This is a genomic window from Orbaceae bacterium lpD02, from assembly GCA_036251875.1.
GTDB lineage: Bacteria > Pseudomonadota > Gammaproteobacteria > Enterobacterales > Orbaceae > Orbus > Orbus sturtevantii.
The window spans coordinates 212635-235596 of record CP133960.1; the positions used below are offsets into that span (position 1 = coordinate 212635).

18 protein-coding genes and 1 tRNA gene are annotated in these 22962 nt (G+C 37.5%); 7 read left to right on the plus strand and 12 right to left on the minus strand.

Features of this window, described 5'->3' with window-relative positions; all coding sequences use genetic code 11:
- Positions 1 to 286: 286 nt before the first annotated feature.
- Positions 287 to 3082: a filamentous hemagglutinin N-terminal domain-containing protein gene (locus RHO12_00970; protein WVD66357.1), complete on the plus strand. Its 2796-nt coding sequence runs from the start codon at positions 287 to 289 to the stop codon at positions 3080 to 3082.
- A 111-nt stretch (positions 3083 to 3193) separates the two neighbouring features.
- Here RHO12_00970 and RHO12_00975 read toward each other — a convergent pair.
- The 7 genes from RHO12_00975 to RHO12_01005 form a co-directional block, all read right to left on the minus strand.
- Positions 3194 to 4605, minus strand: a protein-coding gene (locus RHO12_00975; protein WVD66358.1) for an IS1182 family transposase whose coding sequence is annotated in 2 segments (ribosomal slippage) — positions 3194 to 4032 and positions 4032 to 4605 — 1413 coding nt in all. Because the reading frame shifts where the segments join, the coding sequence is not laid out codon by codon here.
- 169 nt (positions 4606 to 4774) lie between these two features.
- Complete coding sequence (locus tag RHO12_00980; protein WVD66359.1) at positions 4775 to 5680, minus strand: endonuclease/exonuclease/phosphatase family protein; 906 nt, start codon at positions 5678 to 5680, stop codon at positions 4775 to 4777.
- A 225-nt stretch (positions 5681 to 5905) separates the two neighbouring features.
- Positions 5906 to 7021: an ABC transporter permease gene (locus RHO12_00985; GenBank protein ID WVD66360.1), complete on the minus strand. Its 1116-nt coding sequence runs from the start codon at positions 7019 to 7021 to the stop codon at positions 5906 to 5908.
- Between the two features lie 23 nt (positions 7022 to 7044).
- Positions 7045 to 8163, minus strand: a complete 1119-nt coding sequence (locus RHO12_00990; GenBank protein ID WVD66361.1) for an ABC transporter permease — start codon at positions 8161 to 8163, stop codon at positions 7045 to 7047.
- Between the two features lies 1 nt (position 8164).
- The gene (locus RHO12_00995) at positions 8165 to 9916 is read right to left on the minus strand and encodes an ATP-binding cassette domain-containing protein (protein ID WVD66362.1); all 1752 of its coding nucleotides are present in this window, start codon (positions 9914 to 9916) and stop codon (positions 8165 to 8167) included.
- Positions 9917 to 9942: 26 nt separating this feature from the next.
- The gene (locus RHO12_01000; GenBank protein ID WVD66363.1) at positions 9943 to 10779 is read right to left on the minus strand and encodes an efflux RND transporter periplasmic adaptor subunit; all 837 of its coding nucleotides are present in this window, start codon (positions 10777 to 10779) and stop codon (positions 9943 to 9945) included.
- A gap of 370 nt (positions 10780 to 11149) precedes the next feature.
- Positions 11150 to 12547, minus strand: coding sequence for a hypothetical protein (locus RHO12_01005; GenBank protein WVD66364.1), 1398 nt, complete (start codon positions 12545 to 12547; stop codon positions 11150 to 11152).
- 549 nt (positions 12548 to 13096) lie between these two features.
- Here RHO12_01005 and RHO12_01010 point away from each other — a divergent pair.
- From RHO12_01010 to RHO12_01020, 3 genes are all read left to right on the plus strand, one after another.
- The gene (locus RHO12_01010; GenBank protein WVD66365.1) at positions 13097 to 13315 is read left to right on the plus strand and encodes a DUF333 domain-containing protein; all 219 of its coding nucleotides are present in this window, start codon (positions 13097 to 13099) and stop codon (positions 13313 to 13315) included.
- A gap of 96 nt (positions 13316 to 13411) precedes the next feature.
- Positions 13412 to 14823, plus strand: a protein-coding gene (locus RHO12_01015; GenBank protein ID WVD66366.1) for an IS1182 family transposase whose coding sequence is annotated in 2 segments (ribosomal slippage) — positions 13412 to 13985 and positions 13985 to 14823 — 1413 coding nt in all. Because the reading frame shifts where the segments join, the coding sequence is not laid out codon by codon here.
- A gap of 219 nt (positions 14824 to 15042) precedes the next feature.
- Complete coding sequence (locus RHO12_01020) at positions 15043 to 15699, plus strand: YoaK family protein (GenBank protein WVD66367.1); 657 nt, start codon at positions 15043 to 15045, stop codon at positions 15697 to 15699.
- A gap of 34 nt (positions 15700 to 15733) precedes the next feature.
- Here the strand turns inward: RHO12_01020 and RHO12_01025 are convergent, their stop codons facing one another.
- From RHO12_01025 to RHO12_01040, 4 genes are all read right to left on the minus strand, one after another.
- Positions 15734 to 16501: a phosphatase PAP2 family protein gene (locus RHO12_01025; GenBank protein WVD66368.1), complete on the minus strand. Its 768-nt coding sequence runs from the start codon at positions 16499 to 16501 to the stop codon at positions 15734 to 15736.
- A 188-nt stretch (positions 16502 to 16689) separates the two neighbouring features.
- Complete coding sequence (locus RHO12_01030; GenBank protein ID WVD66369.1) at positions 16690 to 17034, minus strand: hypothetical protein; 345 nt, start codon at positions 17032 to 17034, stop codon at positions 16690 to 16692.
- Positions 17035 to 17253: 219 nt separating this feature from the next.
- Positions 17254 to 17739 (minus strand): SCP2 domain-containing protein, encoded by a 486-nt coding sequence (locus RHO12_01035; GenBank protein ID WVD66370.1) that lies wholly within the window; start codon positions 17737 to 17739, stop codon positions 17254 to 17256.
- A 28-nt stretch (positions 17740 to 17767) separates the two neighbouring features.
- Positions 17768 to 19402 (minus strand): Na+/H+ antiporter, encoded by a 1635-nt coding sequence (locus tag RHO12_01040; GenBank protein ID WVD66371.1) that lies wholly within the window; start codon positions 19400 to 19402, stop codon positions 17768 to 17770.
- 149 nt (positions 19403 to 19551) lie between these two features.
- On the opposite strand from RHO12_01040, the gene recO reads away from it, so the two are divergent.
- Positions 19552 to 20247, plus strand: coding sequence for a DNA repair protein RecO (recO, locus tag RHO12_01045; GenBank protein ID WVD66372.1), 696 nt, complete (start codon positions 19552 to 19554; stop codon positions 20245 to 20247).
- Positions 20248 to 20292: 45 nt separating this feature from the next.
- On the opposite strand, the gene RHO12_01050 is transcribed toward recO, so the two are convergent.
- On the minus strand, positions 20293 to 21057 hold the full coding sequence (locus tag RHO12_01050; GenBank protein WVD66373.1) for an MlaA family lipoprotein: 765 nt from the start codon (positions 21055 to 21057) through the stop codon (positions 20293 to 20295).
- A 173-nt stretch (positions 21058 to 21230) separates the two neighbouring features.
- Between RHO12_01050 and RHO12_01055 the strand changes: the two genes are divergently transcribed.
- Positions 21231 to 21302 (plus strand) — tRNA-Arg (locus tag RHO12_01055).
- 372 nt (positions 21303 to 21674) lie between these two features.
- A protein-coding gene (locus RHO12_01060; GenBank protein ID WVD66374.1) for an IS3 family transposase occupies positions 21675 to 22789 on the plus strand; the annotation gives its coding sequence in 2 pieces (ribosomal slippage) (positions 21675 to 21927 and positions 21927 to 22789; 1116 coding nt in all).
- The last annotated feature ends 173 nt before the right edge of the window (positions 22790 to 22962 follow it).

The following is a 22962-nucleotide window of genomic DNA, read 5'->3' on the forward strand; positions in this document are numbered from 1 at the left end:
AAAATAATATTTTGCGCATTGTCTGTTTTTGCCTTAAAGACTCATCATCCGTTTATATCCAATCAGCTAATCAAACCAATGGCTCCATAAATGTAAATTTACTGTTAATGATTTTACTATTGTAATATAATTCGCACTTTTATGATTTTAAACTTGATTATTGAAATTATAGTAATAACTTCATTGAGTTAGCTAAGGCAATCAACCTTGGTTACGATGGCAAACTTAGTATAACTACTGATACAAACGAACGCACAAAGTAATAAACAGACAAACGGAATCAACTATGAATAAACATTTTTATCGCATTATTTTTAATAAAGCCCGCGGCATCATGATGGTGGTAGCGGAAATCGTTAAGCGTCACCAAGGTGAAGGGCGCAGCAGCCAAAAAGCCAGCAGTACAACTAGCCGTGGTAAAGTGACCGCCGCGTTAAAACCGCTGAGCTTCTTAACTTTTGTGGCACTGGGTATGGTAAGTGTTGTGACCCAAAGTCAGGCTAGCACTATTATTGCCGATAACAGCGCCGCGCAGTCACAGCGCCCGAACATTGTCGAGCGTCCAAATGGCCCGACGGTAGTTAATATTCAAGAAGCAAACGGAGCAGGCGTTTCACACAATAAATACAACCAATTTGATGTATCACGAGAAGGCGTAATTTTAAATAACAGCGCGCAGTCATCAAATACGCAGCTAGGTGGCAATATTGCCGGTAATAGCAATTTAGCTCACTCTGGCGGCGCTAAAGTTATTTTAAATGAAATTAACTCAGCTAATGCCAGCCAACTTAGCGGTAAAATCGAAGTCGCCGGGCAAAAAGCCCAAGTGGTCATCGCCAACGCAGCTGGGATTACCTGTAATGGCTGTGGCTTTATTAATGCTGATAGAGCAACCCTGACTACCGGTAAAGCTATTATTGGTGCTGATGGCACACTACAAGGTTATCAGGTTGAACAAGGTAATATCACCTTAAATCGCATTGATAACAGCTTTTATCGGAATGTTACGCTCAATAGTGATGAGCAAGATTATACCGACTTAATTGCTAGAACAGTAAATATTAATGGCATTATACACGCTAATAACCTAACAATTATCGCTGGTAAAAATAAGGTTAGTCACGATTTACAAACCATCGAAACGCTGGAGAGCAATGATATTAAACCTGAGTTCTCTATTGATAGTAGCGCTTTGGGTGGAATGAGTTCTGATAAAATTACACTGATTAGCACTGAGGGAGGGGTCGGTGTTCATTATGCTGGCGGTAACGGCGAGTTTAATATTACTGCCGAAGGTAAAATTGTTGTTGGTGGTTCAATTAACCCATATGGTGGCTCGAGTTTTGACAATGTTAATTTTTATAGCAAGGATGATATTGAAATGGGCGGTTTTTTTGTCAATAAAAATATGAGTTTCATTAGTGATAAGTCAATTAAATTTACAAGATATATAGAAGAAATTCGAGGAGAACCGAGCGATGGTCTGAATGAATTATCTGCATGGCGGGGGGCTTTAATAATTCAAGCTGGTGGTGATTTTTATAACGAAGCTTCGCGAATAGATGGAGATGAAATTTCCATTATTGCGGGCGGTAAAATTGTCAATACAAGAGAACTAATGAGTTCAGATTTAACGCTAAATGCGAAACAAGGTATTTATAATAAAGATACAATCGATAGCCCCAATCTTAAATTAACGACTGAGCAAGCTATTAATAATGACGGGCGCCTAGATGTTCATGATCTTACTTTAACCGCAGCTGAGGTAACGAATTCGGGTGTGATTTATCGTACAGGTTATAATGGCGTAGGAGACTTAAACATTACTGTCAATGGCAAATTTACCAACACTGGTATTATAAATGTATCCAGAATTTGGGGACCGCAGCAAATCAATCTCACCGTCAATGGTCAATTTGATAATATGGGTAATATATTTGCAACAAGCGGTATTAATCTGATGGTCGATGGGTTATTTACGAATACCGGTGATATTGACTCACAGGGTGGCGTTAATATTAATGCTAATAAAGAGATTAACAATAGCGGGAGTATTTACGGTAGTAGTCTTAGCCTAACCAGTCAAAGAGATATTAATAATAGCGGTACTATTCACGCTCCCATTACTAGCCTAACCAGTCAAAGAGATATTAATAATAGCGGTACTATTCACGCTTCCATTACTAGCCTAACCAGCCAAAAAGATATTAATAATAGCGGAACGCTCTCTGCCTATTATGGGCTTGTTGTTAAAGGTGCCAATGTCAATAATAGTGGCATGATACAAAATTTGTATAATGATTCGATGACGGTTGCGGCGACGGGTACACTTACCAATAGCGGAAAAATCAAGTCAGCTAAAAATATGAATCTTGCAGTAAATACGCTTAATAATAACGTTAACGGTGAAATATCGAGTGGTGGGGCGCTAAATATTGGCAAGACCATTAATAGCCAAGGAAAGGTTACCGGCAAAGCGCAATCAGTCAATAACCACTCAGCAACCATTGAATCGAAAGGTAATTTAACCATTAACGCTGAGCAGATTAATAACATTAATGATACCTTTAGTGCGGAAGAAAAGGTTAGCGAAAAGCATGTTAACGGTTATACCGCTTATGATGAGCGTAGTGGTACCTATTACGAATATTCGCCAGAACAGGCTTATGAATTTTATTGGGGACCGATGAAGGCGAATATGCTAAAAGCGTCTGATGATAGAAAATTTTTGACCTATAAGTATTATGATTATATTGAAAAAACGTACCAAACAGTGGTTAACAATGAAGGTATTGCTGCTAAAATCAGTAGCGGCGGCAATCTTACCCTTTCTGCTAATAAGGTCATCAACGATAATAGCGTAATTAAATCGGATGGTAATAGAACAATAACGGGTAAGCTTGAAGAAAACATTATGAAGAGCGGAACGTCAGTGGTAAAAGAAGGCACAGGTTATAATCAATATCGATACACATGGGCTTTTAATAATAGCATTCATCGCGAGCAATGTGATTACGGCTCAAGTGCTGGCGCCAGCCCAGAGTGTAATTCACCTATAATTGACGAACAAAAATGGTTTTAAGTTGTATTATGCGTAAAATAAGCAGATACCCTTAACCCCAAAGCCCAATATATATTATTGGGCTCAGATTGTTGACAAACCTCGATATTATTCGGGGTTTATTTTTTTATTTTAGCCATAAATACGATTTTTAATTGAAATTTTATTAAATCCATTCAAAAGTGACCTAAAATAGAGCAATAAAAATAGCTTTAGCGCTATTTTCTTTATATTTTGTGCTGTTGCGGCTAACAAACACTGCATTTGAACCTTAGCAAGCCCTCTAAATCTCGCATAACGATGTCCATGATGTTGTTTGGCGTCAGCAAAACTTCGCTCGACGGTCTCTTTTCGTCTCGCATAAACTTTTTTACCCCATTTACTTAGACGAATATCATTCGCTTTTTCTTTATCGGCTTCCCAGATATGGCGAGTAATGATTTTCAGACTATTTTTACTTTGTGTACACTGTGATAATAACGGACACTGCTTGCAAACACCTGCTTTAGAATGATAATGACGGTAACCTTCTCGACTTGTCGTTTTATAAATCAGTGATTGCCCATTGGGGCAGGTATAGGTATCGCGTTGACTATCATAAATAAACTGCCGTTTTCGTATGGCATTCGCACCGTGATTCGGCCTGCGATAACCGATTACGGGATATATCTGCTCAGCTAACAATAAATGGCAAATAGGGGCGGTAAAATACCCCGCATCAAGACCCACACCAACAGGCGCAAAGTTAAACCGAGTGACCTGCCGTTTGAGCCGAGCAAGATAAGGTTGAGAATCATGAACATTTCCCGCCGTAACATGCGTATCGGTAATTAGATTATGTTTACCATCAACCGTTCGGTGGTCAAGATAAAAGAACCCTTTAGGTTTGCCTTCCCGATGCATAAAACCGCTTTCTCGGTCGGTGGTGCTGATTTTAATTGCTTTATACCGTGTTTCCGTCCTTGGCGCTAAGGCTTTTTTCCATGTGTAGCCCGCTCTTCCTCAATTGCTTTATTTAACTCATTAATATATTGGCTCGGCTCAATAATACGCTTTTCATTACATGCTTTTCCCTTATTGGCACTGGCTTTAAGATGCGTGCTATCCGAATATAAGATACGGCCGCTAATTAAGCCTTTCGCGATAGCTTGCTCGACAATATTATCAAAAATCTGTTGATAAATGTCACTATCATTAAATCGACGTCGACGATTTTGGCTTAGGGTTGACGCGTCAATCACTTTTTCGGTTAATCCCATCCCCAAAAACCAACGATAAGCTAAGTTAACCTGTATTTCTTGCACCAATCGCCGCTCACTGGGAATGCCGAAAAGATAACCTAATAACATAATTTTGAATAATCTGACGGGATCTTCTGCCGGGCGTCCATTATCCTTACAATAAAGGGACGCCACTGCATCACGAATAAATTCGAAATCAATAATCTTAGCAATTTTACGGACAAGGTGGTTTTGAGGAACAAGGGCTTCGAGCGATATTTGTTCTATTTTTTCAGGGGTTGCTGGTGTCGGTTTTCTAAGCATCGGGACATACCTTTGATAGTTACACACCACACTATTAGATCAAAAAACTCGCTAAAAAGCGAGTTCTTTGTCAACAATCTGAGCCCAATATATATTATTGGGCTTTTTTTATTGAATAGCGTAATGATTAACAACGCACTTAACTATAATCAAATGACATTAAATCAACTCAGTTATTTTTAATTACCATTTGAACGGGGTAGTGATCGGAATATTGGTCGGTGAAATCATCTTTAAGGACTTCGACGCCTAAAATATCTTTTTTTAGTGCCGGTGAGACGTAAATATAATCATAACGCAATGGTGTCGAGGCCTGGTCGTAGAAAATTTTGGTCGGTGCCGTTGCAACAAAATTATTATTTTTCATTCTTAGGACATCAATAAAACCAGCATCAAGCAAGTTTTGTTGTACAGTATAATCTAACTTGCCATCAACTAGGTTTTCTAAAATAGGGCGATTAGCTTCTTTTTGCTTTAAATCGTTAACGAGATGGCCTTGCTCGTACTCTTTTTTATCTAGAGGTGAAAAAGAGTTTAAGTCGCCCGCTAAAATCCATTTACCATTAGGGTCATGACTGTATTTCACTGAGTCTATAATCAAATTTATTTCATCAACTCTTTTCGCCGTCCAAAAAGGATTCATATGGGTAACAATAAAGTGGTAATTGCCAATATCTGCATATAAAGCACCATGCCATAAATTATCGGTAACTTTAGTCACATTAATGATGGGGTACTTTGAGGTGATTGCGACGGGGAAAAATTCATCATCATCCAGATTGGGGGATTCTTTTAGTAAAACGGCGTATTTATGACCATAGCTTTGTGCAAATTTTTCTAATTTTTCACGGGTAAAGTGATTCATCTCCTGCCAGGCAATAATATCCGCATCCTGTTTTTTTGCCCAGTCAATGAATTTTTGTTTTCCTTCGCTTTGATCTGATTTCATTCCCCAGTATGCGTTATAACTAATAAATTTTAATTGGCTAGGCTGATCAATTGAGGCGAAAGCCAAATAAGGGCTGAGTATTAAACTGGCGGCAAAGAGCGCTATTTTTAATTTATGCTTTATCATGTTTTACCTTATTGTTTAGCGGATGATTTAGTTAACATATTTAAAAGTTAAATTTTAAGCAACAAAAATAACATTTTTATGATTTATTTGTGATTGAGATCATAAGGGCTAAAAATGGGTCAGTAAAATAAGCTCAATATCATCCCACTATTGCGATGCTTGCGCTAAGCTATAAAATAATGTGCTAGCTGAGCGGCGATTAAACAAGCCATTTTGAATGACAATCTAATCCAGCTTTTTCTTAAATAAATAGTATGCGCTTGTGGTGGTTATCACGGTGATAACCAACAGAGGCCAAAGGTTTTGCCAAATAATTATAAAGTTAACATTTTTTAAGTAAATCTGTTTAGTCAGATCATTGAAATGCATAACTGGATTTAGCCAGGTAAGATGCTGCAAAAATTGAGGCATATTTTCGACCGGTGCAATATAACCCGACAGTAAAATCGCCGGTATCATAAAAACCATAATACCAATAAATGCTTGCTGTTGAGAGGCGCTGATTGCGGAAATAAATAGGCCAAAGCCAACGAGTGATAGTCCATAACATAAAATGCAAATATAGTAATAAATGAGTGACCCTTGAAAGGGTATGTTATACAGTAAAATGCCTGCCAATAAGACGATTGTGCCTTGTAGCGTCGCGATAATAACCGCGGGTACCGCTTTACCAACAAAAATCTGCCCAGTATTTAAGGGGGAAACCCGTAGCTGGTCAAGCGTCCCTTGTTCCCGTTCACGCGCAACCGATAGCGAGGTGACAATCAATACACCAATCGTGGTAATTAAAGCCACTAATGACGGTAGTACAAACCATTTGTAATCCAAATTAGGGTTAAACCAATGGCGGACCACTAACTGATTTTGCGCACAAATTTGCTGATTATTGCACTGCATCTCGGCTTGATATTGTGACACTATTTGTTGGATATAATTAGCGGCAATTTGTGCGCTGTTAGAGTGGCGGCCATCTAAAATAAGTTGGATTTTAGCTATTTCAGCAGTTAGCTGTTTTTTAGCAAAATCATCCGCAAAACGAATAACTAACAGCGCATTTTGATTATTAATGGTCTCTTTAATCTCGTCAGCCGATTGCAGTATGAGTGTTTGGCTAAAACTATCGGCATGAGAAATACGATCAATAATGGCAGTTGATATCGGATCAATTGCGGTACGGTAGACGGCAATCGTTGCATTTGTCACATTTAAACTAGCGGCAAAAGGAAAGAGTATAATTTGTATTAGCACTGGCATCATTAAAATAATGCGCGTTGGTTTTTCTTGTAGTAGCAAAATAAGCTCTTTTTTGATGAGTGCGAGCATCCTATGTAATGTTTTCATATTGTCCTATTATGCTTATCCAGTTATTCCAGATCTAACTTAGTTTTTCTGATTATTACGATTAACAGTAAGCTCATTACGGTAAGCAAAAAACCAGCGTTAACGATTAAAATCGAGAACGTGTTACCCGCTAAAAAAAGCGTTTGTAGCGTGTTTACATAATAGCGGGCCGGAATAATATACGTAACGAGTTGAATAATAGCTGGCATGCTATCTATTTCAAATACAAATCCAGATAACATAATAGCCGGTAAAAAAGCGGCATTAATGGCTAGCATTGCCGCATTAAACTGGTTGCGTGTTAGGGTAGAAATTAATAAACCGATGCTAAGAATAGTAAATAGAAAAAGCGAGCTAATCATAAAAAGTAAAAGCAACGAGCCCCTAAAGGGCACGTGCATAATAAACACGGTGACGACAAGACATACCACTAATGCCACAATCGCCAATAAGTAATAAGGTAGCAGCTTAGAGATTAATAACTCTAATTTTGTTATTGGTGTCGATAACAGTGCTTCCATGGTGCCGCGTTCCCACTCTCTAGCAATAACTAACGAGGTTAGAATTGACCCGATCACGGTCATAATAATGGTAATGGCGCCAGGTAAAATATACTGCTTACTTATGGCTGCTGAATTAAACCAATAACGGCTTTCAAGCGCAAAATTGGCGTGCGGCGTTGACGCTGTATCTTGTGACTGTTGTTGCAACCAAGTTTGCCATGCGCCCGTCATATAACCTTGAACAAAATTAGCAATATTCGGTTCGCTGCCATCAGTAATGAGTTGAATGGTCGCATTATTATTTGCCATCTGCTGAGCAAAATTGGTTGGAATAACCACAATGCCTCGGATTTCGCCACTATTTATTTTATCATTCAGTTGTGCACGATGTGTACCGACAATCGGCGTAATATAAGGTGAACCTTGTAGAACATCGATAAAATTATGGCTATATTGATTGTGTTGTTCAACTAAAACGCCGATTCTAATTTTATTGGTGTCAAGATTAATACCGTAACCAAAAATAAACAGTAGCATTAATGGAATAACTACCGCGATAAGTATGGTACTCGGATCGCGAATAATTTGCCGTCCCTCTTTTTTGCAGAGTGTGATAGTGCGGCTAAACGAAAACACCATGTTATACTCCTTCCCTTGGTTGGCTAGAGTTTAGTACTAATTGAATAAACGCATGCTCCATAGTAGGATTGGGCATCGCTTGTGTTGCAATAGCCCGTTTAAGCTGATCGGGTGAACCTAATGCAATAAGTTGGCCATGGTTAACGAGCCCAATTCGGTCGCAATACTCCGCTTCATCCATAAAATGTGTGGTGACCATGACGGTAACGCCTTTTTCAACCAGACTATTAATTTGCAGCCAAAATTCACGTCTAGTGATGGGATCAACTCCCGAGGTTGGTTCATCCAAAAAAATAATCTCAGGTCGATGCATTAATGCACAGGCAAGGGCTAGACGCTGCTTGTAGCCTAGAGATAAAACCGCTGGGGTTCTATCTAAAATAGCTGCAAAGTCAAATGCGGTGATCATTTCATTAATGCTGGTGCGCTGTGCGTCACCATATAAACCATAAATACCCGAAAAAAACTGCAAATTTTGCCTTACCGTTAAATTGTCATAAAGTGAAAACCGTTGTGCCATATAGCCTAAATTTTGTCGAGCTTGAATTGCGTTGTTTTTTAAATCGAGGTTTAGTACTAACGCTTGCCCACTGCTAATCGATAATAAGCCACACATCATTTTAAATATGGTTGATTTCCCTGCGCCGTTAGGGCCCAATAATCCAAAAATTTCACCGCGAATAACGGAAAAATCAACATGGTCGGTGGCGATAAAATTGCCAAATTTTTTAGTTAACTGTTTTGCTTCGATAACGATGTCTTGTCGACTACAATCGATAGGTTGCATGATATTAGCCAAAATGGACTCTTTTGTCTTAAGTCCCCCTAACAAATCGATAAAAGCATCTTCAAAGCGTCCCTTTGCGGGCGTCACATTTAATGATGAATCATTCAAAGCGCCTTCAATATCTTGGACGTCTATCGGCTGCTTAAAAATAAGCCGAATATTATCACCTTCAATGACGCCATCACTGACTGTGCCTTGCTTTAAGGCGTGTTGTAACAATTTACGGTGAGGCTGATTTGATGAGAGTAAATATACCCGACCGTCAACTCGCTTTGTTAGCTCATTGGGCGCGCCTCTAAAAATCAGTTGGCCTTGATTAAGTAATAAAATATCCTGACAGTTTTGTGCTTCATCGAGGTACGATGTACTCCAAATGATTAACATACCACTTTGGGCAAGTTCATTAACCATTTTCCATAATTCTTGTCGAGAAATCGGATCAACCCCAACGCTTGGCTCATCTAATAACAGTACTTTTGGTGAACCAAGCAGGGTACATGCTAAACCTAATTTTTGCTTCATGCCGCCGGATAATTTCCCAGCGAACCGCTTGGTGAAGTTGGTTAAATTTGTAAACTCAAGGAGCCGACTAAAAAGCGGCTTGCGTTCATCTTTTGCAATTTTTCGTAAATCGGCAAAAAGGGTTAAATTTTCTTGCACGGTGAGATCTTCATATAAGCCAAATTTTTGTGGCATATAACCCAAGATAGCACGTAGATTTGCCCCATCAAGTGCAGGATTCAGTCCGGCTACGTTAACCAATCCGTCCGTTGGTAATAATAAACCCGCTAAAATGCGTAAGAGTGTCGTTTTACCTGCGCCGTCAGGCCCCACTAATCCCGTTACGCCATTTGCTTTAATCGTAAGCGATAAAGGCTGTAAGGCTGCAATCTGCTTAGTTTGGCGACCAAAAAATTTTGTTACATTCTGTAAAATAATTTCATCGGTTATTGCTACTTTGTTCATATCACATGAATCCAATAAAATACCATTCATGGTTTAAATTTAATGGTAACGGGCATACCTTGACGTAGTAAATCATCGGCCATTCCCTCTCCGGATTGGTTGACTAAAATACGTAAGCGATAGACCAGATCGGTTCTAAGCACCGGGCTTTCTACTGATTTAGGCGTAAATTCTGCGGTTGGCGACACAAAGCCAATTTGGCCAAGATAGGGTTCATCAGGTCTGGTATCAGTATAAATTAGCACACTACGTCCAGGGATTGCTTGGCCTAAATTAACTTCGTCAATATACGCCTTAACATAAATAGGGTGAGTTAGTGAAATTGCGTAAACACTGGCGCCCATATTTAGCATGGTGCCTTGCTCAATAGCTCGCACAAGGATTACCCCATCAGCAGGCGAATATAACTTCGTATCATCAATATTTAGCTCGGCTTGGCTAACATTGGCTAGTGCAAGTTTTAAATTAGCCAATGCCTGATCACGAGAATTTTTGCTATTATCTAGTTGGTCTTTTGATACGGCTGACTTTTTTATTAACTCAGTTTGCCTTTGATAAAACCGCTCAGCATAATCATAGCTGGCTTGCGCTTGCAGTAACTGAGCTTGTGCTTGTTGCATGCCGATTTGGTAAGGTTTATCATCTAATATAGCCAATAAATCGCCCGCTTTGACATAATCACCTTCTTCTTTTAATAGGGTAGTTACTCGACCCGGAATTCGAAAGCTAGTATTAACCGAGCGAATATCAACATTACCATAAAGCGTTGTGTTGTTAGGCTGCTGGAAATGTTGCCAAATAAAATATCCAGTAATCGCTAAAACAACGCAGCTAATAGCGACAATAAGCTGTTTTCTCATCATAAACCTCGATTATCTATTCACTATGACACATTAAGTCATTTTGTTAGTACATTCGTAACCACTGCTTCTTAATCATTAGACTCGACGCATAATTTTTTATCAGCTATTGCAGCAAAGGTGATAAGATTTATTGCATAAATTTTGTCGATTTTTAGTCAAATAAATACTGTAGCCGCAGTCATCTAATGAAAGGGATTTTACACCATATCCATTAACATGTTTAGTGTAATTAATTGTAAAGGGCTAACCATAATAATAGCTGTGTATCATTGATATGATAATGTCGAAAATTGTTTTGACAATAATTAAGCATTATCACAATGGATAAGCAAAATTTTCAACCTGTCTTAGGTTGTTTTATATCCCACGATTAACGTGAACGACACGCAATTTTATGTAACAGCGCAGGAGTGCCATCTGCGCGAATATAACCATTTGCCGAATTAACTATGTAATTACGTGTTGCGCTCCATGCTTCGGAGGTCCAATATACATTATTAACCCAGTCACTATTGGTATAATAACTTGCTGTTGTATCGCCCCATTCAGAAAAAATTCCCTCACCAATTGCCCGGGTGTAGGTTCCATTCAACAAATCATTATTGAGAATGACTTCCCCTCCATTGTAAGGAGGGTACAAGATTGGGTTTCCATGCGGATTATTTGTGTAATCTGCGCGAGTTGGAATAAGGTAATCACCAGGCTTATTACCTAATGATTGACAAAATGTCTCAGCATTAGCGTAGCCATTGCTATTGCCTGGTTTAGTTATGAACCATTTAGTTATTTCAAACTCATAACTAACATGACCACCACTATCGGCAATTTTTACCCGTGCAGGACTAAACTTCCCAGCGCCAACCCCTGTAGTAGCATTAGGCCCTGAAATATTAACCCTAACCACATTTGACCCAGTTGCCGTTGCAGTCGCGGTTAAGGGACCCCCTGTTACGGTTGCGGACCAGCTACCAGCCGATTGAGCGTCTATACCTGCTATAATTAAGTTAAACCAAGCACCATCGAAACCGGTAGTAGGGAAATTCAATGCTAGGTTATTCGTTGATTGTGGAGTAAAACCATGTGAAGGAGTCCAAACTGATGGTTTATAGCCAGAGTAATTGTCATCAATATTGGGCTGCAAATAACAAACAGATGCCGCATTAGTGGGTAAGGTAACTTTGTACACTTTAGTGGTATCTGGAAATTTATTCTCTAACGGTAAGCCATAAGCAGAGATCGAACCGATATTACTTGTTTCAATCTTTAATTCGTAAGGCGCATTACATGCGCTAAAATTTTTGGATAAGTCACTCGCAGTCAACAGCACAGTTGCACCATTTGAATTTTTATAACTCCATGTCGCCGCTATCGTTCCAGTTAATCCCGCGCCACTTGGCAAGTCTCCATCCATGTCAATATATTGAGCAACATCAGCTAAATTCCTTGGGGTGCTATCGGCGATAACTTTGGGTATGACATCTAGAAATGTATCTGAGGTGCTAACTTCAAATGACGTTGTTACAGGTGTTATTGTTGAGCCTAAAGGGTAGTCTATTGAAAGTAAATCTTTAAGCGCTACAGGCGTTGTTCCATCAAATAATATATTGGGCGCTCTACCATGGATCAATTCTGTAGTGGTTGCACTTAACACTGCATAGGCCGGAAAATTAATCGCACCGAATAAAATACAATAAGAACAAAAAGAAAAAAATGAATGTGAACGTGTTAATGCATACTTTAATTGTAGCTGTTGTTTTTTTATTATCATAGTTAGCTAATCTTTTCTCAAAATTATTGTTATTCTTCGCTTAACCAAAAAAAATTAATCACTTAGCTCATATTTTATTGCGAATCAGATAAGTTTTTTAAGTGCTTTTATCTCTCTTTATATTTTTGGTTTAGCGTTTTGTTGTTATTTCAAACAATTTTATTTAGTTAAATTAACATAACATAAACAATCGATTTTTCACACTCCTTTTGTGAACATAATAGGGTTAATTTAACAAGCTAAATAAAATTGAATAGTTGTGTTAAGTATTATGCAAAGTTGATCATTAAAGATGTTTTTATTGAAATAGCAATATATAGCTTTAAGCGCTGTAGGCTTCAATTTGTCTAAGGGAGGATAATCAAACTATCAATTTCAGCATTGGATAGCTAATAAATAATTTGCATATACTCCTTTCTTGCCTATTTTTAACTAGAAATATTTCTTAATCATTAGTTTTAAGTAATGATATTTTTATGCTAAATTGATAACTGCATTATGTAACTATATTCATTAGCAACAACTGTTAAGCAAAATAAGGGACACAACATGAAGAAATTACTATTAATCGGCATATTCGGTATATTAGCGGTCGGGTGTGCAAAAAAAGACACGATTAGTATGGCGAACCCCGCATCCGAATATTGTGAAAGTATCGGCGGGAAAGTTCAAATAGTAAATGATCCAAAAGGTGCATATGGTTTGTGTCATTTACCTAATGGGGAGGTGATTGATGAATGGTCGCTATTTAATGCCAATAATAAATAACCGCGTAGGCGGTTTCAGATTGTTGACAAAGAACTCGCTTTTTAGCGAGTTTTTTGATCTAATAGTGTGGTGTGTAACTATCAAAGGTATGTCCCGATGCTTAGAAAACCGACACCAGCAACCCCTGAAAAAATAGAACAAATATCGCTCGAAGCCCTTGTTCCTCAAAACCATCTTGTCCGTAAAATTGCTAAGATTATTGATTTCGAATTTATTCGTGATGCAGTGGCGTCCCTTTATTGTAAGGATAATGGACGCCCGGCAGAAGATCCCGTCAGATTATTCAAAATTATGTTATTAGGTTATCTTTTCGGCATTCCCAGTGAGCGGCGATTGGTGCAAGAAATACAGGTTAACTTAGCTTATCGTTGGTTTTTGGGGATGGGATTAACCGAAAAAGTGATTGACGCGTCAACCCTAAGCCAAAATCGTCGACGTCGATTTAATGATAGTGACATTTATCAACAGATTTTTGATAATATTGTCGAGCAAGCTATCGCGAAAGGCTTAATTAGCGGCCGTATCTTATATTCGGATAGCACGCATCTTAAAGCCAGTGCCAATAAGGGAAAAGCATGTAATGAAAAGCGTATTATAGAGCCGAGCCAATATATTAATGAGTTAAATAACGCGATTGAGGAAGAGCGGGCTACACATGGAAAAAAGCCTTAGCGCCAAGGACGGAAACACGGTATAAAGCCGTTAAAATCAGCACCACCGACCGAGAAAGCGGTTTTATGCATCGGGAAGGCAAACCTAAAGGGTTCTTTTATCTTGACCACCGAACGGTTGATGGTAAACATAATCTAATTACCGATACGCATGTTACGGCGGGAAATGTTCATGATTCTCAACCTTATCTTGCTCGGCTCAAACGGCAGGTCACTCGGTTTAACTTTGCGCCTGTTGGTGTGGGTCTTGATGCGGGGTATTTTACCGCCCCTATTTGCCATTTATTGTTAGCTGAGCAGATATATCCCGTAATCGGTTATCGCAGGCCGAATCATGGCGCGAATGCCATACGAAAACGGCAGTTTATTTATGATAGTCAACGCGATACCTATACCTGCCCCAATGGGCAATCACTGATTTATAAAACAACAAGTCGAGAAGGTTACCGTCATTATCATTCTAAAGCATGTGTTTGCAAGCAGTGTCCGTTATTATCACAGTGTACACAAAGTAAAAATAGTTTGAAAATAATCACTCGCCATATCTGGGAAGCCGATAAAGAAAAAGCGAATGATATTCGTCTAAGTAAATGGGGTAAAAAAGTTTATGCGAGACGAAAAGAGACCGTCGAGCGAAGTTTTGCTGACGCCAAACAACATCATGGACATCGTTATGCGAGATTTAGAGGGCTTGCTAAGGTTCAAATGCAGTGTTTGTTAGCCGCAACAGCACAAAATATAAAGAAAATAGCGTTAAAGCTATTTTTATTGCTATATTTTAGGTCACTTTTGAATAGATTTAATAAAATTTCAATTAAAAATCGTATTTATGGCTAAAATAGAAAAATAAACCCCGAATAATATCGAGGTTTGTCAACAATCTGTAACCGCGTAGGCGGTTTTTTAATGCAAATAGTTTATATAAACTAAACTGAATATTATGTTATTTGTAATCATAGCCAATAATCGTTCCGTTATTTCTCTGTAACATTTTACTTTAGTAAAAACCATGCAAAGTGCAAAGCAGAAAAATATTTTCACAAAAGGAAGCCTATAATGAAAGTCAGTGATAATTTTCAACCAGACACTCATCTTATTTTTTTCTGTTTACTTGCTTTTATTGGTGGTTTTGTTGATGCGGGATCTTTTGTTATTTTTGGTGTTTTTACTGGGCATCTTACCGGCAACAGTGTATTAAGTATGATTTTTCTTGCGCAGCTAAATTGGGCAATGTTAATCATTTCGCTAATTTCCATCTTTGGTTTTTTATTTGGAACATTTTCTGGTGCATTAATCAAAATCAGGTATTCATTGCCATTATTACATGTTTATATTCTTTTTGCTGAGCTGCTATTATTTGCCCTTGTTTTTATTCTCTATTTTGGAGCTTCATCGCTTTATTCTGGTAATTTGGCAATTATCATGATCAGTTTTTCAATGGGAATACAAAATGGCTATTTTAATAAAGCGGGAACGGTAAATACCCACTCAACTTATGTTACTGGAATGATAACATCGTGTATCCATGTATTTTTAAATAATATGAAAGATGATATTAATAAAAAAGTGCTGCTCTTTTGTATATTATCATTTATTTTGGGGGCATTAATTGGCGGTGTTTTATCGGTTAACTACCATTTAGTTGGATTTGCTGGTTCATTAGGACTACTGTTTGGTGCAGTTATTTACAGTGCTATACTTGGTTGCCAATAGCAATGATATTATTGCTATTGGGGACGCTTAAATCTTAACGGCTCTTTTTATCACTCGCGCTTAATTGAGCGAACTCGGTTTTAGCTTTTTTTAACTGTTGTTCAAACTTTTGATTAGAATGTAGCGTGGCAACAACAGCTGAAGCTACAGTCCTTGCTGAATCAATATCACTTTGCCAATGATAACCACAAATTACTCGACTTTGACCGAGCTCAAAACCTCGTTTAAGGATCTGATCTTGTCTATTAGGATTAATCTCAGCTAATACCAACGCGGATGCCCAACCAATGGCGGTATGACCTGAAGGATAGGAGCCATTAGTTGATAATTTATCTTGCTCTTTTGTATTACAGGTAGCGACACCATAAAACGCAAATGGTCTAATGCGCATGTAGTATTGTTTGGCTGAACGCGTTGCTAAATCTCCAGCATCTTCAATCATATTAGTTAATAGCTTATGGATCTCAGGCGAATCTTTTTCGGTTATTGGATAACCAAAAGCGGTAGAAAAAGCATTAGCAACACCACCAGCCGCTAAATTTGCATCCTCAGCTGCTTGTTTGCCGCGTTCCGTATCTCGTAAGAGCCTGCCTTTTTCATACATTGCTTGATCATTTAAAAATAGAATACTCCCTACTTCCGGCGGTGGTAATAATAGTGCTAAGCTATCGATTGCTTGCGCATTAGTTAAATAATAAAGGTGTGGTTTAGTTGTGACATCATCACCAGAGGGAATTACTGCCAAACTACTTGCAGGTACAAAAAGGCTTAATAATAATACGATTACTAAATTTTTTTTCATTTAAAACCCCATGCAATTGATAATATTAACTATTCTTAGCATCATATAGTATATTTTGGGGAATTTCTTAGAGTTAGATCACAGATTAGTACGAGTAGGTTTAAGAAGTAGATTTGAATTACCAATGATAAAAACCACTATGGTTATAGTGGTTTTTGAGTTGTACGAGTATATTTTAGTCGATTAACTTAATCCGTGTTTTTATCTTTAGCATTATTATAGGCTTCAGCCGCTTTTTCTTTAGCATTATCATAAGCTTCGCTAGCTTGTTTATGCGCGTTATCTAATGCCTCAGCGGTTTTTTCCTTAGCGTTATTGTAAGCATCAGTTGCCTGTTCTTTGGCATTATCGTAAGCTTCATTTAGCTTATCTTTAGATGCATCATAATTATCTGATGTAGTTTGTTTCACATCTTCGGCTACCTGTTGGCTGCTTTGCTCTGTATTAATCGAATGGTCTGTTTTGCTGTCTTGATTATTGTCACAAGCGATAAGAGCAAAAGCAGAAAGCACTAAAATAAGTAATTTTTTCATATCATGATTCCCATTTTGTTATAACAAAGATTAAATAGATCACTAATTTACTATTTATATAGTGATTCAGATATTATCATTCACTTTGTTTTTTTTGAAGTTTTATTTTTATTAAGTAACTTCTGCCTTTATTGGCGATAGATCTATAAATGGCACTGTCTATAATTAGAATATATTTGATGGTTAACTTATTTTTAATTGTAGGGTTAACGATTTATATTACACTCTTTTACCTGATTCAATAAAGTTAGCTAAATTTTCAAGCCCTAATCTAACAAATTTTGGCATTGATTCTAAGTCGATCGAATCCATTAAGTTTTTAACACATAAACCTAACTCAGTATCGCCTTCGACAATTAGTTTACGTTGAAAAAATAGTGTATCGGGATCTTGCCTGCGAGTTGCAATCAGAACAAGATCATTGGTATTACCGCTAAAGCTGGCATCTGCTATTTCAGATCGGCTAACAATAAGCTTATTATTAACGTTACTAATAAACCATACCAACTGTAAATCACGTACTTCTATTTTTAACCAGCGATTTTCTAAAAAATCGAGATCGCCATCGATTAAAGATCGTTCAAATTGTGTTTGTAGCAGCCGCTCAATAATTTTTCGTTTTAACGAAAAAGGTACTATTTTTAGCGGCCTACTTAAGGCAGTCGGTGTTTTTTCCACTAATAGCGAATGTACTTTATGTAACATATCAATTCCTAACTTAGCAAGTAGTTAACTATATTTCTGAAATCATTGCTTCATATAAATCAAGGTCAAGATTTAATCGGTCGAAGGTCTCATCTGAGATCTCATTTTTTATTTTTAATTGGTATAACGTCGAACGTTCAGAGCCGATAGCAACAAGTCGCATACGTCTTTCTAAATTTTCAGCTTCTAACGCTTTTGCTTCAAGATCCTTTAAACCCGTTCTGCGCCTTAATGAACCGATAACTCTTGACCCGACTTCATTAACAATTTCATTATCAATTCCATCTGAGCTGTCAAGTAATAAGCTATTTTGCATTTTTTCTAAACCAGCAATAGCTTCTTCAGCCATATAACCTTTTGCATAAAGTAGCTCATTATCAATTTGGCTGTTATCTAAAATAACTTTACCACGCAATAAAATAGGTAAAATAACTGAAGCAACGACTAACGATATTAATATAACGCCAGCGGCAATAAATACTAATTCATAACGTTCAGGAATTCGAGATGAAATGGGAATTGATAATACACCCGCTAATGTGATTGCTCCTCGAACGCCTGCAAATGTTGAGATTAATAAATCTCGAGTTGTATAGCCTTTGAAGGCTAATGATCGCTTTGTGCCAAAAGGTGCCGGTGGTAAATGTTTCATTATCCATAGCCAGATAAAACGCGTGCCCATTAACACCGTAAAGACAAAGAATACTACACAAATTAACTGCCATAACTCAATAGAAGTATCTGTTTGGTTCGCAACATAAGTCTCTGTGATAATGCTAGGTAGTTGTAGCCCTAGTAAGGTAAATATTACACCGTTAAATACGAAAGTTAGCATCGACCAAGTGCTTTCTGATTGTAAGCGTGTCGCGAGTGGTGCATTTCGCATAATACCTGATTGTTTTACGGTCATACCCGCACTAACTGCGGCTAAGATCCCCGAGGCATGTAAAAAATGTTCAGCAAAAAGATATACCGCAAACGGAAGTAAGAATAATAAAACTATTTGAATAGCAGAATCATTATTGGTTAATTTATTTATTTTACGTAAGACGACAATATAAACCCAAGTAACCAGCGCCCCAACAGCCAGCCCGCCAAGCGCAGAAACAAAAAATGCCACCGAGACATGCAATATGTCAAATTCCATTGCACCTATTGCAATTGCAACCGCAAACTTTAAACTTACCAGGCCAGAAGCATCATTCATTAACGCTTCACCTTCAATAATTTCCATTTTACTTTTTTCGATACGGCCTTTACCAACAATCCCCCCTAAAGCGACGGCATCGGTTGGTGATAACACCGCGGCAAGTGCCATCGCTGCAGGTAATGACATATTAGGTAGCAACCAGTGCAGAATATACCCTAGAGCAACAATTGTTATAATAACCAGCACTAAAGCAAGACCGACGATTTCTCGTACGTTATGGACAAAATCCTTAATAGCGGTTTTCCTTCCGTCGTCAAATAAAAGTGGCGGAATAAAAAGTAATAAAAATAATTGTGGATCAAATTGTTCTTCATAAACATGAAAAGCTGCTAAAATACATCCCAATAGAATTTGCATTAATGGTAAAGGGATCTGCATCGGAAAAAGTCTAACAACGATCCCTGATATAGAAACAAGTAAAATTAAGATTAGAATGGTGGAAAATAGCGCCATGATATTTTACTTCAAATTTTCATATTAATAAGCGACATTATAGCGTAATTTCTAATTAAATTCAGTGAAAAAATTGAGTGTTTTATCTATTTTTAAAATTATCTGGTTTGGTGGTAGTTAATAATAGGATCCGTAATTAATAAATTAATATGAAAGAGTGGCAAAGAGCATTTGTTTTACATAATAGACCTTATAGTGAAAGTAGCTTATTAGTCGATTTATTTGTCGAATCAAGCGGTCGTATAACGGTGATGGCTAAAGGAGCAAGGCGCAAAGGTTCAGCTTTAAAGGGTATTTTACAACCATTTACCCCTCTTATTGTCCAATATAGCGGCAACGGTGAAGTTAAAACATTACGACAAGTTGAGGCAATTTCCCTCTCTTTACCTCTGTTTCATTACGCATTATATAGTGGTTTTTATCTTAATGAGTTAGTGCATCGGGTGATTGTCTCTGAATCTGATTCTACACCATTGTTCCTCGCCTACTTAGATAGCTTACAACAGCTTGCAAAAGGTATCGAACCTGAAAAAGTATTACGCAAATTTGAACTTATTTTGCTTGAATATCTTGGCTATCATATCGACTTTAATCACTGTTTTGCAACAGGGGATGAAATTATTGACGATATGTATTATCAATATCAGCCAGAGCAGGGGTTTATGAGTAGTATGATGCAAAATAGCAGTAGCTACAATGGTCGACAATTACGCGCTTTTGCTGATAAAAATTTTGATGATCTAGAGTGTTTAAAAGCGGCCAAACGATTTACGCGAATTGCTCTAAAACCTTATGTTGGTGTTAAACCATTCAAGAGTAGAGAGTTATTTTTGAAACTATTATAATCGTAAATACGGCAAGTTTACCGTATTTACGATTTATACAGTTAATTATTGAGCATCAATATCGTCTAAGTAATCACTAATAGCGGCTTCTCGTTGCTGTTGCCGTTTTTCGTCGACTTTACCCCCTGATGCTAAAAAGTCATTACGTTGAAAATAAGCATTGCGCATAAAGTTATAAGGATCATCACTATTATTTAATAATTCCTCATAATCAATAGCAACCGCTCTTGCTTCAATACCATCAAAAGCCCAGCGAGCAACATTCCATTCAAAGGTTAACCAGTGTAGTGGAGGATAAAGATAATCAACCATTTCTCCACCGTCCTCACGTAAAGTTACAGAACCATAAAATGGTAAAACAGCATAAGGACCATAAGGTACGCCATAGTGACCTAGTACTGAACCAAATTTTTGTTGATTCCCTTTTTGTAACTGAGGATCTGCCATACTTGCTACGTCAATTAATCCACCAAAACCAAAAATAGTGTTTAACATGAATCTTGCTAGATGAACACCAGCTTGATGAATATTACCTTCCAATAAGCTATTGACTGTAGATGCAGGTTCACTAAGATTAGATGACACACCACTAATACCGCTACGAATGGGAGAAGGGATATAATCTTTCCAAGCAACAGCCACCGGCCTAAGTATGTATGGGTCAAGTACATAATAGTTAAAATCAAACATCTTACGGTTAAAACCAGATAGCGGATCACTGTACGTATCAGTTTCGGCATTATAGGTTGCACAGCCACTAAGAGTAGCAATAGAGAAGATTATACAGATTATTTTTTTACTTATATTCATGATATATTTTATATTCTCTGAGTTAGAAATATTTTAGCGCTATTATAGCATTGGTTTTAAGCTTACCGAAAATTTTTATTATAAAAGAGTAAAATGTACTCAATATAGCTGTATTCTCTCGATACAAGTATTGCTGGTAAAATTTTTTAAATACTTTAGAATAGTGCGCCTACGACCTCATAGTTAAATGGATATAACAAGCCCCTCCTAAGGGCTAGTTGCAGGTTCGATTCCTGCTGGGGTCAATATTTCGACCCCTCGTAGTTACGATTGATAACGATAAAACCCTTGATAATAAAACATTTTAAATAATTCTTTAACTCTATTTCACGATCTAAAACGATTAACACAGCCCGTATTTTCTCGGTATTATTTACGGTATATTTAGTACCGTCATTGAAAATACCGTAAAATACCGAGACAAAGATGTTGACAATCAAGTCGATCGAGTCAGCTAAACCTAAAGATAAAACCTAATAAAGGTCATAATAGATGCCTTGCTTCATTGTGATAATTTCTGTCCCATAAAAACAGTGTTAAATAGTGTGGTAATCCCCCCTAAAAATAATAGAAGTCAAAAGTAGAATTTTCTCTTACTATAATATTCGGAGAAAAATATGAAAAAAATGACTTTCACAGACAATCAAATACTCAATATATTAAAACAAGCCGAAAATGGTGTTCTCGTACCCGAATTATGCCGAGAGCATGGAATGGCTACTTCAACATTCTATAAATGGCGAGCGAAATACGGTGGCATGGATGCATCGTTAATGGCTAGAATGAAAGCGCTAGAAGATGAAAATCGTCGGCTCAAAAAAATGTATGCAGAAGAACGTCTTAAAGCAGAAGTGATACAGGAGGCAATGGCAAAAAAGTGGTAAAGGCTTCTGAGCGAAAAATGTTAGCTAAAGAGGTCGTCAAACAAAATAGAATGGCGGTTTCACAAGCCTGTCGAACATTTTGTGTTAGTGAAACCTGTTATCGTTATGAACCTATATTAATAACCGAAAACCAAATCATTGCTGAGCATTTAATTGAATTAACAGAGCGACAACGAAATTGGGGATTTGGTTTGTGTTTTTTATATTTACGCAATGTGAAAGGTCATACTTGGAATCATAAACGGGTTTATCGCATTTACTGTGAATTATCGCTTAACTTACGCATCAAACCTCGTAAGCGTTTAAAAAGAGAAAAGCCGGAGCCCTTATCGACACCTAAAAATATGAACGAATGTTGGTCAATGGATTTTATGCATGACCAGTTAGCTGATGGCAGGTGTTGTCGCCTGTTTAATGTCATTGATGATTTTAACCGAGAAGGCTTAACAATTGATGTTGATTTTTCGTTACCAGCAGCGCGTGTCATTAGGTCGTTAAATCAAATTATCGAATGGAGAGGAAAGCCGAAATCGATTCGCTGTGATAATGGGCCTGAATATATCAGTTATCAATTAGCGAGTTGGGCTAAAAAGAACAAAATAACATTATGCTTTATCCAACCAGGTAATCCACAGCAAAATGCCTATATTGAACGTTTTAATCGGACTGTTCGCTATGATTGGCTAAGTCATTACATTTACCGTGATATTACTGAATTACAAGATAAAGCGACCCGCTGGTTGTGGACATATAATCATGAAAGACCTAATATGGGAATTGGTGGAATTACACCTATACAAAAACTTAAATTAATACAATTGCAAAATTCTACCCCTAGCTTCCATTAAAAATGGGAGGATTACCGTGTGTCAAAATCTAATTTATATTTTAATATAATCAGTTTGCAAACTATCAAGATCATCATTTATACTTTTTGTCGATACATAATCGTGCACTCGCTATACTTTGTAAAAATCAATAGTGTATTTATAAATCACCTCAATTAGTTGCGATAACCATT